At 46.2% G+C, this 17,001-nt stretch carries 14 protein-coding genes; 10 read left to right on the forward strand and 4 right to left on the reverse strand.

Annotated features, from left to right (window positions below; genetic code table 11):
• Positions 1-105 precede the first annotated feature (105 nt).
• The 4 genes from gmk to recG all read left to right on the forward strand — a co-directional run bounded on the left by gmk (position 106) and on the right by recG (position 5,717).
• Positions 106-729, forward strand: a complete 624-nt coding sequence (gene gmk / locus OCW38_RS14275; RefSeq protein ID WP_010433632.1) for a guanylate kinase — start codon at positions 106-108, stop codon at positions 727-729.
• Between the two features lie 279 nt (positions 730-1,008).
• Positions 1,009-1,281, forward strand: a complete 273-nt coding sequence (rpoZ, locus tag OCW38_RS14280) for a DNA-directed RNA polymerase subunit omega (protein WP_009848003.1) — start codon at positions 1,009-1,011, stop codon at positions 1,279-1,281.
• A gap of 53 nt (positions 1,282-1,334) precedes the next feature.
• On the forward strand, positions 1,335-3,461 hold the full coding sequence (gene spoT / locus OCW38_RS14285) for a bifunctional GTP diphosphokinase/guanosine-3',5'-bis pyrophosphate 3'-pyrophosphohydrolase (protein ID WP_010433627.1): 2,127 nt from the start codon (positions 1,335-1,337) through the stop codon (positions 3,459-3,461).
• A 177-nt stretch (positions 3,462-3,638) separates the two neighbouring features.
• Positions 3,639-5,717, forward strand: a complete 2,079-nt coding sequence (recG, locus tag OCW38_RS14290; RefSeq protein ID WP_261894627.1) for an ATP-dependent DNA helicase RecG — start codon at positions 3,639-3,641, stop codon at positions 5,715-5,717.
• 251 nt (positions 5,718-5,968) lie between these two features.
• Here the strand turns inward: recG and envZ are convergent, their stop codons facing one another.
• Positions 5,969-7,270, reverse strand: coding sequence for a two-component system sensor histidine kinase EnvZ (envZ, locus tag OCW38_RS14295; RefSeq protein ID WP_010433621.1), 1,302 nt, complete (start codon positions 7,268-7,270; stop codon positions 5,969-5,971).
• A gap of 169 nt (positions 7,271-7,439) precedes the next feature.
• Complete coding sequence (gene ompR, locus OCW38_RS14300; RefSeq protein ID WP_261894631.1) at positions 7,440-8,159, reverse strand: osmolarity response regulator transcription factor OmpR; 720 nt, start codon at positions 8,157-8,159, stop codon at positions 7,440-7,442.
• A 170-nt stretch (positions 8,160-8,329) separates the two neighbouring features.
• Between ompR and greB the strand changes: the two genes are divergently transcribed.
• Positions 8,330-8,812, forward strand: a complete 483-nt coding sequence (greB, locus tag OCW38_RS14305; protein WP_010433615.1) for a transcription elongation factor GreB — start codon at positions 8,330-8,332, stop codon at positions 8,810-8,812.
• 672 nt (positions 8,813-9,484) lie between these two features.
• Positions 9,485-11,815 carry a Tex family protein gene (locus OCW38_RS14310; protein WP_261894634.1) on the forward strand — a complete coding sequence of 777 codons (2,331 nt, stop codon included), beginning with the start codon at positions 9,485-9,487 and terminating at the stop codon, positions 11,813-11,815.
• Positions 11,816-11,939: 124 nt separating this feature from the next.
• On the opposite strand, the gene OCW38_RS14315 is transcribed toward OCW38_RS14310, so the two are convergent.
• Positions 11,940-12,413 (reverse strand): hypothetical protein, encoded by a 474-nt coding sequence (locus tag OCW38_RS14315; RefSeq protein ID WP_010433611.1) that lies wholly within the window; start codon positions 12,411-12,413, stop codon positions 11,940-11,942.
• 355 nt (positions 12,414-12,768) lie between these two features.
• On the reverse strand, positions 12,769-13,545 hold the full coding sequence (gene bioH, locus OCW38_RS14320; protein ID WP_261894637.1) for a pimeloyl-ACP methyl ester esterase BioH: 777 nt from the start codon (positions 13,543-13,545) through the stop codon (positions 12,769-12,771).
• Positions 13,546-13,638: 93 nt separating this feature from the next.
• Here bioH and OCW38_RS14325 point away from each other — a divergent pair, with 93 nt between their 5' ends.
• The 4 genes from OCW38_RS14325 (at position 13,639) to cysQ (ending at position 16,741) form a co-directional block, all read left to right on the forward strand.
• The gene (locus OCW38_RS14325) at positions 13,639-14,352 is read left to right on the forward strand and encodes a ComF family protein (RefSeq protein WP_315974536.1); all 714 of its coding nucleotides are present in this window, start codon (positions 13,639-13,641) and stop codon (positions 14,350-14,352) included.
• 109 nt (positions 14,353-14,461) lie between these two features.
• Positions 14,462-15,046, forward strand: coding sequence for a Fe-S biogenesis protein NfuA (gene nfuA, locus OCW38_RS14330; protein WP_010433605.1), 585 nt, complete (start codon positions 14,462-14,464; stop codon positions 15,044-15,046).
• Positions 15,047-15,328: 282 nt separating this feature from the next.
• Entirely contained in the window at positions 15,329-15,877 is a 549-nt protein-coding gene (gene nudE / locus OCW38_RS14335; RefSeq protein WP_261894642.1) for an ADP compounds hydrolase NudE, read from the forward strand.
• Positions 15,878-15,913: 36 nt separating this feature from the next.
• On the forward strand, positions 15,914-16,741 hold the full coding sequence (gene cysQ / locus OCW38_RS14340) for a 3'(2'),5'-bisphosphate nucleotidase CysQ (RefSeq protein WP_261894644.1): 828 nt from the start codon (positions 15,914-15,916) through the stop codon (positions 16,739-16,741).
• Positions 16,742-17,001 lie beyond the last annotated feature (260 nt).

A 17,001-nucleotide genomic window follows, 5' to 3' on the forward strand; every position in this document is an offset into this window, starting at 1 on the left:
CCCTTTATAGATGCAGCCATCGGTATAACAATTAAGGTCAGTGCTATCTTTTATAGTGTCGGTTTATCGCCTTCACTCTATCCAACCAACAGTGGAAATATACAGATGGGCAAAGGTACTCTTTACATCGTATCTGCACCTAGTGGCGCAGGTAAGTCGAGCTTGATCTCAGCAATGCTAGAAACCAATCCAACCTACGCAATGAAGGTATCTGTTTCACACACCACTCGCGGTATGCGCCCTGGTGAAGAAAATGGTGTTCACTACCACTTTGTAGAAAAACATCATTTTGAAGACCTTATTAGTAAAGGTGAGTTCCTAGAGTATGCTGAAGTATTCGGCAACTACTACGGTACGTCACGCGTTTGGATTGAAGAAAACCTAGACCGCGGTATCGATGTATTCCTAGATATCGACTGGCAAGGTGCTCGTCAGATCCGAGAACAAATGCCTCAAGCGAAGAGTGTCTTCATTCTTCCACCATCAAATGGTGAGCTAGAGCGTCGTTTAAATGTTCGCGGTCAAGATAGCGACGAAGTTATTGCGAAACGCATGAGCGAAGCAAAATCAGAGATTTCTCACTATGCAGAATACGATTATGTGATCGTGAATGATGACTTTGATGCAGCCCTAATGGACTTCAGAGCAATCATTCGTGCGGAGCGCTTAAAAGAAGATAAGCAAGCAGCAAAATACAGCGGCATGCTTACAGCACTACTGGCGGAATAATCTCTGATACCAATCGTAGTAAACAACTGGTCATTCTAGCTTGTGAAAAAGCCTGATAACGTCGTTAGAATTTTTGATTGTAGGGTCACTACTTATCGAAAAATTCTTCCTTGTTCTCAAACTTTTTTCCGACGCTATCTCTGAGCACTTATTTACTGTGATTGGTATAACTGGATTTTCCATTGAGATAAGTATACGGTGAACTAGAAACTATCTAGTTAAACTTGTATACTTTCTCGTCATAAAAAATTTATTAGTTAATTACTATTTGGAGTCCTCATGGCACGCGTAACTGTTCAAGACGCTGTTGAAAAAGTTGGCAACCGTTTCGACCTAGTTCTTATTGCGGCTCGCCGCGCACGTCAAATGCAAACTGGCGGTAAAGATTCACTAGTGCCTGAAGAAAACGATAAGCCAACGGTTATCGCTCTTCGTGAAATCGAAGAAGGTCTTATCACTAAAGACGTACTAGATGCTCGTGAGCGTCAAGAGCAACAAGAGCAAGAAGCGGCTGAACTTGCAGCAGTAAGCAGCATCGCTCACACTCGTTAGCTCACAGTCGCTAATAGCGCCATTCGAACTAATTAACCTTCCGGGCCTTTAATTTGTATCTATTCGATAGCCTCAAAGACGTTGCCCAAGAATACCTAACAGAGCCTCAAATTGAGGCTCTGCGTCAATCTTATGTGGTAGCGAGAGACGCCCATGAAGGGCAAACCCGCTCAAGCGGTGAACCATACATAATCCACCCTGTAGCGGTTTCAAGAATCCTGGCAGAAATGCGTCTGGATATCGAAACCCTGCAAGCAGCCTTACTTCATGACGTCATCGAAGACTGTGATGTCACTAAAGAAGACCTTGAGGCTAAATTTGGCAATACTGTTGCTGAATTGGTAGATGGTGTATCTAAGCTGGATAAGCTTAAATTTCGTGATCGCAAAGAAGCGCAAGCAGAGAACTTCCGCAAGATGGTTCTCGCCATGGTGCAAGACATCCGCGTTATCTTGATCAAATTAGCTGACCGTACTCACAACATGCGTACGCTTGGGGCACTTCGTCCTGACAAAAAGCGTCGTATTGCTCGTGAAACCCTAGAGATCTACTCTCCACTGGCTCACCGTCTTGGTATTCATAACATCAAGACCGAACTAGAAGAGTTGGGCTTTGAAGCCCTCTACCCTAACCGTTATCGCGTACTTAAAAACGTAGTGAAAGCTGCGCGTGGTAACCGTAAGGAAATGATCCAACGTATCCATAGCGAAATCGAAGGCCGTCTTGAAGAAGTCGGTTTGCCTGCTCGCGTACTTGGTCGTGAAAAGAACCTGTTCTCCATCTATAACAAGATGAAAACCAAAGAACAACGCTTCCACACCATTATGGACATCTACGCTTTCCGCGTGGTGGTTGATACCCCAGATACTTGTTATCGCGTACTTGGCCAGGCTCACAGCCTGTACAAGCCTCGTCCTGGCCGCATGAAAGATTACATTGCGGTACCAAAAGCCAACGGCTACCAATCTCTGCACACGTCAATGATCGGCCCTCACGGGGTGCCCGTTGAGGTTCAGATTCGTACTGAAGATATGGATCAAATGGCAGACAAAGGTGTCGCAGCGCACTGGTCTTACAAAGGCAATGGGGCACGTAGTAGCAACGGCACGACCGCACAGGTTAAAGCACAACGTTGGATGCAGAGCTTACTTGAGCTGCAACAAAGCGCAGGTAACTCATTCGAATTCATTGAAAACGTTAAGTCTGATCTGTTCCCAGATGAGATCTTTGTGTTCACGCCGAAAGGTCGCATTGTCGAACTTCCTGCGGGCGCAACAGCGGTCGATTTTGCTTACGCGGTACATACCGATGTCGGCAACATGTGTGTAGGTGCTCGTGTAGACATGAACCCTTACCCACTGAGCAAATCGCTGAAGAATGGCCAAACCATTGAGATCATCAGTGCTCCGGGCGCACGCCCGAATGCAGCATGGCTCAACTACGTGGTGACATCGCGTGCACGTACTAAGATCCGTCAGGTTCTGAAAACGATGCGTCGTGAAGAGTCGATCACGCTAGGCCGTCGTCTACTGAATCATGCACTTGGCGAACACTCTATTGGCGATATCGGCCAAGAGAATATCGACCACGTATTGTCTGATCTTCGCCTAGACAATGTTGAAGACTTACTGGCATCGATTGGTCTTGGTGAGCTGATGAGTATTGTTATTGCTCGTCGTCTACTGGGTGATGCTGACGAACTGACTGAAGTGGAAAACAACAGCGACACACCAAGGAAGAAATTGGCTATCCGTGGTGCTGAAGGTCTACTACTGACGTTCGCTAACTGTTGTCACCCAATTCCAGATGATCACATCATTGCCCATGTATCGCCAGGTCGTGGCCTTGTGGTTCACCGTGAAACGTGTCCAAACGTTCGTGGTTACCAGAAAGAACCAGACAAATACATGGCGGTTGAATGGTCTGACGATTACGACCAAGAGTTCACTGCTGAACTTCAGGTTGATCTGCAGAATCACCAAGGTGCACTGGCTGAGTTAACTAACGTTATCTCGAAAACAGGCTCGAACATTCACGGTATTTCAACTGAAGAACGTGATGGACGCCTGTACACAGTGACTATCTTGCTGACCACCAAAGATCGTGTTCATCTTGCAAGTATTATGAAAAAGCTACGTGTGATGCCACACGCGCTGAAAGTAAGACGTCGTAAGAACTAACGTTTAAACTTGATAATAGTTTTGCCAAGAATTTAAATCCCCTTAATGCTTTATCGCTTAAGGGGATTTTTATAACCGTAATCCTAGTATTTACCGCGCTCCCTCCCATTCCTGCCTGTACAAAAATCCAGTAAAATGCTTGAATAGATCATCTCTCTTACGTTTATGAGCCTTGTTATGTCACAGCTTTTATCTGCTATCCCTCTCAACTCTTTATCTGGAGTCGGCGCTAAAGTCGCAGAGAAACTGGAAAAGGTTGGGCTTAACAACGTACAAGATCTGCTTTTTCACCTCCCTTTGCGCTATGAAGATAGAACACGTATCTACCCCATCGTAAAACTGCACGCGGGCTTATGGGCTGCAGTGCAAGGCAAGGTCATGCATGTCGATACCATTTTCGGTAAACGTAAGATGTTGGCGGTAAAGATCAGCGATGGTAACGGCACTATTACCCTACGCTTTTTCAACTTCACCGCAGGTATGAAGAACAACTTTGCTGAAGGCAAACAAGTGCATGCCTACGGTGAGATCAAGCGCGGTAACATGGGGCTGGAGATTGTCCATCCCGACTACAAATTCTTTGCGCCTAGGCAACAGCCAGATGTTGAAGCCAATCTGACTCCAGTGTATCCAACCACGGAGGGGCTAAGACAAGTCACGCTGCGTAACCTCACCGACCAAGCATTAGAACTGATCGACAAAGCCGCGGTGAATGAGCTGCTACCATCAGGTTTATACGATCACCAAATTACCCTCGCGCAAGCACTGCATACCATTCACAGGCCACCTCCAGGCATTGACCTAGAGTTGTTTGATGAAGGTAAACACCCTGCGCAGCTACGCCTGATTATGGAAGAGTTACTGGCTCAAAACCTGTCGATGTTGTCTGTTCGTAGCAAAGGGCAGCAAGACAAGGCAATGCCTTTTCCTCCGGTGAACACCCTCAAAGATAAACTGTTAGCTCAGCTGCCATTCTCGCCAACCAACGCACAAGCACGAGTAACCAAAGAGATCGAAGCTGACCTTGAAAAGCCGCACCCTATGATGCGTTTAGTGCAAGGTGATGTGGGCTCTGGTAAAACCTTAGTGGCTGCACTCGCGGCTGTTCGCGCACTCGAACACGGTCAGCAAGTGGCACTGATGGCACCAACTGAACTACTCGCAGAACAGCACGCGATTAACTTTGCCAACTGGTTTGAGGCGATGGGCATTCAAGTTGGGTGGCTAGCAGGTAAACTCAAAGGCAAGGCTCGCGAAACCGAGCTCGTTCGTATTGCCAGTGGTGAAGCACAAATGGTGGTCGGTACTCATGCTTTGTTCCAAGAACATGTCGAGTTCAAAAACCTTGGTTTAGTGATCATCGATGAGCAGCACCGATTTGGCGTCCACCAGCGATTAGAGCTGCGTGAGAAAGGTGCAAAGCAAGGTTATTACCCACACCAATTAGTCATGACGGCAACACCGATTCCACGAACGTTAGCGATGACGGCCTATGCCGACCTCGAAACCTCAATTATTGATGAGTTGCCACCGGGTCGAACACCAATTCAAACCGTGGCGATTCCTGATACCAAGCGGGATGACATTGTCGAACGTGTGAAAAATGCGTGTCTTAATGAAGGCAAACAAGCCTATTGGGTATGTACGCTGATTGATGAGTCCGAAGTATTAGAAGCTCAAGCTGCGGCTGATACTGCTGAAGAGCTGCAACGCAAACTGCCTGACGTCAAAATTGGTCTCGTGCACGGCCGAATGAAGCCAGCCGAGAAGCAAGCAGTAATGCAGGAATTCAAAGAGAACAAACTGCATTTGTTGGTCGCGACTACCGTGATTGAAGTCGGTGTGGATGTGCCTAATTCAAGCTTAATGATCATCGAGAACCCAGAGCGTCTTGGCCTAGCACAACTGCACCAACTAAGAGGCCGTGTCGGCCGTGGTTCGGTCGCAAGCCATTGTGTATTGCTGTATCACTCACCACTGTCTAAAACCGCTCAGAAACGCTTAGGTGTGCTACGTGAAAGTAACGATGGCTTTGTCATTGCACAGCGAGATTTAGAAATTCGAGGGCCCGGTGAGCTGCTTGGCACTAAGCAGACGGGCTTGGCAGACTTTAAGATTGCTGACTTGGTACGAGACCAACGTTTGATCCCTGAAGTGCAGCGTATTGCGCGTCATATTCACGATAACTACCCAGATAACGCCAAGGCGATCATCAACCGCTGGCTAGGCGAGCGCGATGTTTACTCCAAGGCTTAGCTAACGCTGAGACTGCATAAAAAGACAAAAAGGCTTCCCTTCTAGGAAGCCTTTTTACTGTGCCTTACTCTCATCAAGCAAAAGCGAGATTCCCTATTCGCTCGTTCCTCACGATAGAGAATGACGATCAAAGTAAACTTTCACCATCAAAGTCCATGGTTAGCAATTCGTCATCCCCGAGAGGGAAAAGTGACCGAGTCAGGGATCTCTAAGCCGAAACCCAACCGACTCGCCAAACCATTAAACTGAACTTACGGCTTAACAGGGAAACTGATCTGCGCTTTTAAGCCACCTTCACTACGATTATTCACGACTACCGCACCTTGGTGTTGGCTGACAATACGTTTCACAATAGCCAAGCCTAAACCGGTCCCTTCACTGCCTCGGGCAGTATCGCCACGCGTGAACGGTTCAAACAACTTCCCGATCTGGTCCTGTGGGATACCTGGTCCATTATCTTCCACCGTTACCCAAGCAAGTTTGTTATCCGCTGTCATGCCGGTCGATACCTTGACCCAACCATTACCATAACGCAGCGCATTGACTACCAAGTTACTCACCGCACGCTTCATCGCAATTGGGTTACCAAGCGCGGGCTTCATTGATTCAGGAATATCCGTTTCAATCTGTACTTCGTATCCACCTTCAGAGCTAGAAACCTCACGAGCAATATCGTCAACAAACACCGCTTGAAATGAATCTCGATCAACGGGTTTTAAATAATCCATAAACTGACTGATGATCTCGTTACACTCTTCGGTATCACTGATGATGCCTTCCGCTAAGTAACTGTCTTCTGGTGACATCATCTCAGTCGCTAAACGAATACGCGTTAACGGAGTACGTAAATCATGACTGATACCTGCCATCAACAAAGCGCGGTCTTCTTCGAGTTCTTGGATACCTTTCGACATCTGATTAAAGGCTCGGGTTACTGAACGAATCTCTTGCGCACCTTGTACTGGCAGGGGTGGTGGAATATCACCTCGCCCGACACCTTGCGCGGCTTTCTCCAGCGCAATCAACGGACGGTTTTGCAATCGGATAAATAGCCAACCACCTGCGACAATCAACAGCGCCATGATCAGACTGTTACGAAACAGTGGTGCAAAATCCTCTTCTTGCAGCTCTGATAACGGAATACGAATTAAAGAGTTGGGTAACTGCGCAATGTCCATCCACAGTACATAACTCTCTTTCCCCAAGATCAGCCGCACTTCGGTTTCAGAACCCAGCTCTTTGGTCATCTCCTCGCTCATCAAGTCAATCGCAACGGCGTGGTAATACTCACCCGCCGCTTCACTGTTTTTCGCGTGAACAGTTACCCCTAATTGCTCAAGTACACGCTGACGTAGTGGCGCATCAATTTCGATATCCATGTCAGTGCCTTGGTCCAACACAAGGTTTAACTCATGAGCCAAGATCTTATTAAACTGCTGCAAACTCGGCATTAATGCGTAGTTGAACACTGCGTAATAAGAAAAGATTTGGCTAGCAACCAACAAGGTTAAGAAGAGCACTATCGACTGAGTAAAGGAGCTACGTATGCGCATAGGAGACCTAAAGTGAGGGGTGATAAAATGTTTTATATGGCTATGACTATAACCCTAAACCCTTGTGCTGAATACAAAACGGGCCATCACATATTAATGAGATGACCCGTAAATATAGAATTCTGATTCACAGAACCGATGAAGCTGATATAGAGCTTACAAAACCGGCTTAGACTACTTTGCCATCTGGAACGAATACGTAACCCAAGCCCCACACCGTTTGGATATAACGAGGTTTACTTGGATCTTCTTCCACTAGACGACGCAAACGAGAAATCTGAACATCGATAGAACGTTCCATCGCTGAATACTCACGGCCGCGCGCCATGTTCATCAACTTATCGCGAGACATTGGCTCACGCGCGTTAGTCACTAGTGACTTAAGAACCGCAAATTCACCTGAGGTAAGAGGCATCGGATCTTCACCGCGGAACATCTCACGCGTACCTAGATTTAAGCGGAATTCACCAAACTCAACCACAGATTCTTCTGTGCTTGGTGCGCCCGGCGCTTCAATCACTTGGCGACGCATTACCGCTTTGATACGAGCAAGCAGTTCACGTGGGTTAAATGGTTTTGGCAGGTAATCATCCGCACCCACTTCCAAGCCCACAATGCGATCCACTTCATCCCCCTTTGCTGTCAGCATAAGGATAGGTAGCGAGTTGTTTGCGTTTCTTAGACGACGACAGATCGAAAGACCATCTTCGCCCGGCAACATTAAATCCAATACCATCAAGTGAAAATTTTCACGGGTTAACAGGCGGTCCATCTGCTCACTGTTTGCCACGCTACGCACTTGAAAGCCTTGCTCTGACAGATAGCGTTCTAACAGTGCACGTAAACGAGCATCGTCATCGACCACTAAAATTTTGTAGTTTTCTTGCATGTAATGGTTCCACCTATTAAAGCTTAAACCTGAGGTTAAGCATTCTTGGTAAATTGTATAAGACATTAAAAATGTAACATTATTGAGGAAAAAGTCGCCTAAATAATTGTTAACGTATGTTGCCTTTCTATATATTCTATCTTAGATCATCATTTCATTAAGTCAGATTTATGAAAACCAAACTTATCACCCGAGAAGGTTATAACAAGCTCAAAGCAGAACATGACCACTTATGGCACGAGAAACGTCCTGAAATTACTAAGATAGTCACTTGGGCTGCAAGCCTTGGAGATCGTTCAGAAAACGCAGATTACACCTTCAATAAGCGTTTGCTTCGTCAAATTGATCGCCGAGTGCGTTTCCTACGCAAGTTCTTACCTGATGTAACTATCGTTGATTACTCGCCGCAACAAGAAGGTAAGGTATTTTTCGGTGCTTGGGTGGAAATTGAGAATGATGATGGGGAAATTAAGAAGTTTCGTATTGTCGGCCCTGAAGAGATCTACGGCGATGCTAAAGGCTATATCTCTATCGACTCACCTATGGCTAGAGCTCTGCTTAAAAAGGAAGTCGACGATGAGTTCGAGGTGAAGACCCCGGAAGGCATAAAAGAATGGTTTATCAATTCAATTCACTACACAGATAACGCTTAGAACTGACTAGACAAGCGCAGTTAACTGGCCATAACAGCCCGAAACTGGCAAAAACCAAATTCCAGATAAAAGAAAACCCCGCAAGGCTTTCGCCTAGCGGGGTTAAGTCTCTATCGCAGCAATCCGGCTACTGTTTATCTCTTCGAGATAAGGTGCTCCCTGCATCTTTCCTTGATAGTGGCTAAATCCTTTAACCAATTTCCTTTTTGTTCATCGCCATCCTAGCGGTGTCCATTCTAGCCTGTCATCCTGACTGGCGAATCTCATCCAGAGATTATCACTTCCTTGCTGACCACTCATCCTAAGTAATCAAATCTTCATCCTGAAGATACCTAGTCCATTAGGCTTTTTCCTGTTCCTGCCAACTCCTTGTCGACAAGTTAAATATTACGGTAATTGAGCGAGTTTCCTAGATAGTCCCAAAAAACATTTCAGGTGAGAAATACGCCCACAAACACACAAACAAATAAAATCAGTAACTTAGATTTATTTTAAGACGATTTCATCGGTTTAAAGTGACTTAGTCGCACACCACGTGTAAGAGATCTCGCACAAAGCGGGTATCACAAACGGAAATTCGGCTTCTGACAGGATAATTACACAGCCAAAGCTAGAAAAAGCGTACGCTAACCCCCATGTATTTGTCATGATATTAAATAAGAGATTCATCGGATGAGCCAAGCTATCTGTCGACTGATTGCTGAAGAACTGAATGTTCGTTCAGAGCAAGTCACCGCCGCAGTAAACCTAATTGACGACGGTAACACCGTTCCCTTTATTGCCCGCTACCGTAAAGAAGTCACGGGTGGCTTAGACGATACCCAACTACGTAACCTTGATAGCCGCCTTTCATACCTTCGCGAGCTCGACGATCGTCGCCAAACGATTCTTAAGTCGATTCAAGATCAAGGTAAGCTCACGCCAGAGTTAGAGCGGGATATCACTCAAGCCGACAGTAAGACGCGCCTAGAAGATCTATACCTGCCATACAAACCAAAGCGTCGTACCAAAGGTCAGATCGCGATTGAAGCGGGCCTAGAACCCCTAGCCGATACGCTATGGAATGAACCACAGCACGATCCTGAAACTGAAGCCGCTAACTTCATCAGCAGCGATAAAGGCATCGCCGATACTAAAGCCGCACTCGATGGTGCACGTGCGATCATCATGGAACGCATTGCTGAAGATGCAAACCTGCTTGAGAAAATTCGCCAACACCTAAACCGCAATGCTGAGCTAGTGGCTCGTGTCGTTACGGGGAAAGAACATGAAGGCGAGAAATTCAAAGACTATTTCGAACACAACGAAACACTCAACAAAGTGCCTTCTCACCGTGCGCTTGCTATGTTGCGAGGTCGAAATGAAGGCTTCCTAACGCTGGCAATGAATGCAGACCCAGAGCAAGAAGAAGGTGTACGTGGTTCTTACTGCGAGAACATCATCTCTGATCACTATGGCATTACTCTAAGCAGCGCACCTGCAGATGCATGGCGTAAGCAAGTGATTAGCTGGGCATGGCGCATCAAGGTTTCTATGCACATGGAAACCGAATTGATGGGTGCGATGAAAGAGCGTGCAGAGATCGAAGCGATTGAAGTGTTCGCAACTAACCTTAAAGACCTGCTGATGGCAGCGCCGGCTGGACCTCGTGCAACCTTGGGCTTGGATCCGGGTTTACGTACCGGTTCGAAAATCGCGGTGGTAGATTCAACCGGTAAAGTTCTGGCGACAGAAACCATTTACCCTCACCCGCCTCAAAAACAATACGACAAATCTGCGCACGTTGTTGAGCAAATGGTTCGTAAATACAATGTTGATTTAATTGCGATTGGTAACGGTACGGCTTCACGCGAAACCGACAGCTTTGTTGCTGATGTAATTAAGCGTAGCAACCTAACAGCACAAAAAATCATTGTCAGCGAAGCCGGCGCATCGGTTTACTCTGCTTCTGAGCTAGCGGCAAAAGAATTCCCGAACATGGATGTATCGATTCGTGGTGCGGTATCTATTGCGCGTCGTCTGCAAGATCCACTGGCAGAGCTGGTGAAGATTGACCCTAAATCGATCGGTGTGGGCCAATACCAACATGATGTTAGCCAAACTATGCTCGCTAAGCGCCTAGATGCGATTGTCGAAGACTGTGTAAACGCGGTTGGTGTTGATGTGAATACCGCTTCTGCTGCGCTTCTAACTCGTGTTGCTGGTCTTTCTAACACCATCGCTCAGAACATCGTAGATTACCGCGATGAAAATGGTCGCTTTGAAGCGCGTACTACGCTGAAGAAAGTTGCTCGTTTAGGGCCAAAAGCCTTTGAACAGTGTGCTGGCTTCCTACGTATTATGGATGGTAAGAATCCACTAGACGCATCTTCGGTTCACCCAGAAGCTTACCCATTGGTGAAAGCCATCGCCGAGAAAAACCACAAAGACATCAAATCTCTGGTCGGCAATACAGATTTCTTACGAGGTTTACATGCGATTGATTACACCAACGAAAGCTTTGGTGTACCCACAGTAACCGACATTATTAAAGAGCTGGATAAACCGGGTCGAGATCCTCGTCCTGAGTTCAAGACTGCGACCTTCGCTGATGGCGTGAATAGCATATCTGACTTAGAACCTGGCATGATCTTAGAAGGTGTGGTTTCAAACGTGGCAAACTTTGGTGCGTTCGTGGATATTGGCGTACACCAAGACGGCTTGGTGCACATTTCAGCACTGACCGATCGTTTTGTTTCTGATCCGCGTGAAGTGGTAAAAGCCGGTGACATCGTGAAAGTGAAGGTAATGGAAGTTGATGTTCAACGTAAACGTATTGCGCTAAGCATGCGCATGAAAGATGAGCCTGGACAAGACAACCGTGCACAGCGCTCAAGCGCGCCTCGCACGCAAAACCGCCCGAACCAAAATTCACAAGGCGGACAACGCCGTCGCGAAGAGCCGCAACAAAACGCTGCGATGGGTGGTGCGTTCGCTGCTGCTTTTGCAAAAGCGAAAAAGTAATCCGTTAGCTCATCTGAAAAGCTGATTCGCCTAAAACAAAAAACCTGCATCCCTTAGGGTATGCAGGTTTTTATTATGTGTTCAAAAAAGACATCGAAGTTTGGCAGGGTCATAAGTTTTCGACTTACAACACGACCAGCATCTCTGATGGAGCATGAGGCGCAACAGCATGACCATAATGATATTTTATGACCTTACGTCGTTTCTCCATCTGTCCCTCTTGAATCGCCGCATCTAAAACATGCTTTGGCAGGCGAAAACGCATGGTATAGCCCTTTCCTTGATCAGCACTGTATGTTCTCAGTGCCAATAAGCTGAATAACCTCTCAAAAGGATCTTGTGGCTCTTCTTGGCTAATCGAATTGGCCTCTGACTCGTTCTCCATTTCATAACCAGGATGGTCTGAAGGATCCCAAGCCGACTGCTGCCTTCGCTTATCGTCCGATTTTACCTTTCGCTCTGCATTGGTTTTCGCCAATGCTACGGCAGGAGCTACGGGTTCTCGAACTCTATTATCACGCGCAACTTGCTCTGTTTGCACATTAACGGATGGAGCGATCAGTGGCACACTCACTGCAGTTGCAGGTGACACAATCATCGCGAACTCTCCTCAAGAATCGCCCATCGTTATTGCTACAACGCTGTTGTACTGTGAGTCAGCACAACAGGCATAGCCCAACTTATCGCAATCCACTCTGGAGAGAGTGAGGTCTGAGTATCATGCAATGCCTTGGTGTTATACCAATCGTAGTAAATAACTGCTCATCCTAGCTTGTTAAAATGCTCGATAACGGCATTAGAACTTTTGATTGTAGAATAACTACTTATCAAAACTACTTGTCAAAAAAAAGCAGCCTTGTTCTCAAGCCTTTTTCCTACGCTATTTTTGAACACTTACTTACTGTGATTGGTATTAGGTTATATATCGACCAAGCCAGCGATAAATTTAGCGATTATTTTTGCGCGAAGCTGACCAGTTCACTGCAAAAGGCATCGGCTTCTGTCATAAACGGCGCATGGGACGACTGTGTGAAGATGTATTGCTCGGTATCGGGTAGCGCATTTCTCAGATCTTTGACCACTTTCACTGGCACCAATCCATCTAATCGACCGTATAAACGCAGCATAGGCACTGAAATCTCAGGGAGCTGTTCACGCAGGTCGACGTCCGACAGCATCTTTAGGCCCGCCAATAAAGAATCTGGATTCGGCAACGGACGTGAAAGCACTGCTTGCTTGAGCTGTTTTACATCTTGCCTTGCTGAAGGGCTGCCCATGGCTTGCAATGCCATAAAGCGTTCGATGGTGGTCTGAAAGTCTTCCACTAACTGTTCAGTGAAAGCCGTTAATACATTGGGTTGAATACCTCGCCACAAAACAGGTTCTTTTGCAGCGGCGAATTTGGGAGAACTGGCGACCGTCACTAATTTGCTTACATAATCTGAATGATGCAGAGCCATATGCGTCGCGACCAAGCCACCGAGTGACCAACCGACCCAAATAGCTTGCTTAGGGGCATCGGCCAACAGTTGCAGAGCTATCTCTTCAAGATCTTGAGCGTGGCAGTGAGAGCTGTGTCCATAACCCGGCAGATCGACAACATGAACTCGGAAATCAGACTCTAACGCAGTGACCGTTTGTTGCCATACCGCACCGTTCATTCCCCAGCCGTGAACCAGAACCAAATCAGGACCTTGCCCTGAAACATGCCAATACAACGCGTCACTCATTCTCAATATTCCCTACTTTTTCCATCAGCTATAATCCGCGCTTTTCAGTATGGTGAGCAAAAGGAACACCCTAACCCAAAAGCATCACGAGCTATGTTATCTGATTGGCTACAAAAAAACACACCACGCCTGGTCACATCTCAGTGCCACCTATGCAAGCTAGACAAACTCCCCAATGATACTCATCCTCGATGGTGTCAGTCTTGCCTCGATCTCTTTTGCCAACAGCCACGCTGCCAACGATGTGGGTTAAAAACACTGCTCACAGTCGAGCAGTGTGGTCAATGCTTGTCTCAGCCTCCACCTTGGCATCATCTCTATTGTGTAGGTGACTACACCTTTCCAACGGCGCGTTATATCCAACAAATGAAATACGCCGATAAGTTCTGGTTCGCTCGCGATCTATCAAAATTGTTAGCGCCACATATTCAGCACCCAGCGCCTTTGATTACCGGTGTTCCCTTACATTGGACTCGATACCTTCATCGAGGTTTTAACCAAAGCCAGTTATTGGCACATTACACAGCTCAGGAGCTGAATGTTAAAAGTGCGGTTTTATTTCGTCGAACTCGATCAACCGCTTCGCAGCAAGGGTTAACCAAATCAGCAAGGCAGAACAACCTGGAAGACGCTTTCACGCTGCGCAATACGAATTTTTCAACGAACGATGACTCTCACGTCGCGATAATTGATGATGTTGTAACCACAGGCAGTACAGTGTATCAATTATGCCAATTACTACTTGAAGTGGGCGTGAAAAGGATTGATATTTACTGCATCTGCCGCACTCCTGAGCCCTCTGGATAAAAGCTGTGGATCGCTACTTGTACAGCAATCCAACAAAAAAGGGCTGAATTACAAATCTGACAGGAGTAGAATGGCGCTAATAACCTACAAATCTACTCAGGTATTCGTCGTGTCAAATATTACTATTACAGAAACAGCTCAAACTCACTTTGCCAATCTGCTGTCACAGCAGCCTGAAGGTACAAACATTCGTGTGTTCGTGGTAAATCCAGGCACACAAAACGCTGAGTGTGGTGTTTCTTACTGCCCAACAGATGCTATCGAAGCATCGGATACAAAGCTTTCTTTCGACGCATTCTCTGCATACGTTGATGAGCTAAGCCTGCCATTTCTAGACGAAGCTGAAATCGACTTCGTGACCGATAAAATGGGATCTCAGCTCACACTGAAAGCACCAAACGCTAAGATGCGTAAAGTTTCTGATGATGCACCACTTGTAGAACGCGTTGAATACGCAATTCAAACACAAGTTAACCCGCAACTTGCAGGCCACGGTGGTCACGTAAGCTTGGTAGAAATCACTGAAGATGGCGCTGCTATCGTTGCATTCGGCGGTGGCTGTAACGGTTGTTCTATGGTTGATGTAACGCTAAAAGAAGGCATCGAGAAAGAACTTCTTCAACAATTCGAAGGTGAACTGACTGCAGTTCGCGATGCCACTGAGCACGATCGCGGTGAGCACTCTTACTACTAATCACTCAATTAGTATGATTCAATGATTAAAAGGTTGATGCGCAAGCATCAACCTTTTTTGTTTTAAAAACGGCAAAAACACCCTCTATCCGTATATATCCCGTGCAATCACAATAATGACGGCGGCGTTACCATTTGCAGTAAGGTATTCAAGTGATCACAATCGGTTCCTGATCTAATAAATCTAGGATATGAAAACTCGGATCTAGGAACTCAACGTCATTTCCCCTATATTAGAATGACTTTACAAGAAAGAACCTCAATGAGTTAAGGAGCGAGCGCAATGACAAAAAGGACCAAGCCAGAGATTTTGGCTCAGCAAACTGTCGCTCAATCAAAACTATTCTCTATCGAGTCTCTCGATTTACGCTTTTCAAACGGTGAAGAGCGCACTTACGAACGCATGAAGCCTAGTGGTCGCAATGCAGTAATGATGGTTCCGATTACTGAGCAAGGCGATATTCTATTAGTGCGTGAATACGCCGCGGGTACTGAGCGTTATGAATTAGGCTTTCCAAAAGGTCTCATTGACCCAGGAGAGCAGCCTAATGAAGCCGCCGTTCGCGAATTAAAAGAAGAGATAGGCTTTGGTGCCAACAAGCTTACCCCGCTAAAAGAAGTGATTCTCGCGCCCTCTTACTTCTCTAGCAAAATGACACTATTCATCGCAGAAGAGCTCTATCCAGAGAAATTAGAAGGTGATGAGCCTGAGCCGCTGGATATTGTTCGCTGGCCACTTGCTCAAGCTGAAGAGCTATTAACACATCTCGACTTCTGTGAGGCTCGCAGTATTACCGCCCTACTATTAACCCTTCGAGTCTTAAACAATTAGAACAAACAGGCTCGCTCGAAGAGTAAGAGAATATTTATGCCAATAACAAAAGATTTATCTCATCTCCTTCCCTCTGTCATTGAGATTGCTCGCTCTGCAGGGCAACTCATCTTAGAGATCTATGAGAAAAAAGATTACGAAGAGTTCACCAAAAGCGATGACACACCTGTCACCAGTGCCGATCTCGCCGCACATAAGCTGATCTCGAAAAAACTCACTGAACTCACACCTGATATTCCCGTTTTATCTGAAGAAGCCGCCGACATCAGCCTAGAGCAGCGTTCTCAATGGGATCGCTACTGGTTGGTTGACCCACTCGATGGCACGCAAGAATTCATCGCTCGAAGTGGCGACTTTGCAACAATCATCGCCTTAATTGAGCACAACAAGCCAGTAATGGGCGTGGTGTATGCGCCAGTTTCAGGGGTGAGCTATTACGCTTATAGCGGTAAAGGCGCTTGGAAAATTCCAGACCTCAACGACAGCGTGAAAATCAAAACGCATCATCACGAGCTACCAAACCAATCGATCGCGATGGCGATCAGTCGTCGTCAAGACATCAACCGCATCACTAGCCGTATGAGCTCAGCTTGGAACTATGACTTGGTTCCACTAGGTTCCGCTGCACTTAAGGCATGTTTAGTGGCGGAAGGCGCTGTGGACTGTTACCTAAGAATAGGCCCAACCGGCGAGTGGGATACCGCAGCAACGCAATGTATTGTTGAAGAAGCGGGAGGCCGAATCCTAAGCACTCAATTAGAGCCGCTTTCTTATAACGAAAGAGATACGCTTGAGAACCCGAACTTCATTGTACTTGGTGATGCAGACTTACCTTGGGCTGAGATACTGAAAAATAAGAACTAGTAATTCCCAACCGACTGCCTTTCCAAATAAATCACACTATACCGTAAACTTTGTTTACGGTTTTTTTATATCTAACACCTCCTCCGCTTAATAAACCAAATATTAAGTTAGTCTAAGTTCAAAAAAAAACAAATTGATGAAATTATCATTAATAATCAAAAGATTAACGAGTTCTTATTTTTTGAACTAAGTTAAAAATTATTGTTTACAAGCGCCCTCAGTTTCATAAAAATACCATTCAGCAAATCTATACATAATAA

The organism is Vibrio cyclitrophicus, from assembly GCF_024347435.1.
In the GTDB taxonomy this organism is placed as follows: Bacteria; Pseudomonadota; Gammaproteobacteria; order Enterobacterales; family Vibrionaceae; genus Vibrio; species Vibrio cyclitrophicus.

Coding starts and splice junctions, on each gene's coding strand:
- gmk (WP_010433632.1), top strand. CDS start 106: ATGGGCAAAGGTACTCTTTACATCGTATCTGCACCTAGTGGCGCAGGT.
- rpoZ (WP_009848003.1), top strand. CDS start 1,009: ATGGCACGCGTAACTGTTCAAGACGCTGTTGAAAAAGTTGGCAACCGT.
- recG (WP_261894627.1), top strand. CDS start 3,639: ATGTCACAGCTTTTATCTGCTATCCCTCTCAACTCTTTATCTGGAGTC.
- envZ (WP_010433621.1), bottom strand. CDS start 7,270: ATGCGCATACGTAGCTCCTTTACTCAGTCGATAGTGCTCTTCTTAACC.
- ompR (WP_261894631.1), bottom strand. CDS start 8,159: ATGCAAGAAAACTACAAAATTTTAGTGGTCGATGACGATGCTCGTTTA.
- greB (WP_010433615.1), top strand. CDS start 8,330: ATGAAAACCAAACTTATCACCCGAGAAGGTTATAACAAGCTCAAAGCA.
- OCW38_RS14310 (WP_261894634.1), top strand. CDS start 9,485: ATGAGCCAAGCTATCTGTCGACTGATTGCTGAAGAACTGAATGTTCGT.
- OCW38_RS14315 (WP_010433611.1), bottom strand. CDS start 12,413: ATGATTGTGTCACCTGCAACTGCAGTGAGTGTGCCACTGATCGCTCCA.
- bioH (WP_261894637.1), bottom strand. CDS start 13,545: ATGAGTGACGCGTTGTATTGGCATGTTTCAGGGCAAGGTCCTGATTTG.
- OCW38_RS14325 (WP_315974536.1), top strand. CDS start 13,639: ATGTTATCTGATTGGCTACAAAAAAACACACCACGCCTGGTCACATCT.
- nudE (WP_261894642.1), top strand. CDS start 15,329: ATGACAAAAAGGACCAAGCCAGAGATTTTGGCTCAGCAAACTGTCGCT.
- cysQ (WP_261894644.1), top strand. CDS start 15,914: ATGCCAATAACAAAAGATTTATCTCATCTCCTTCCCTCTGTCATTGAG.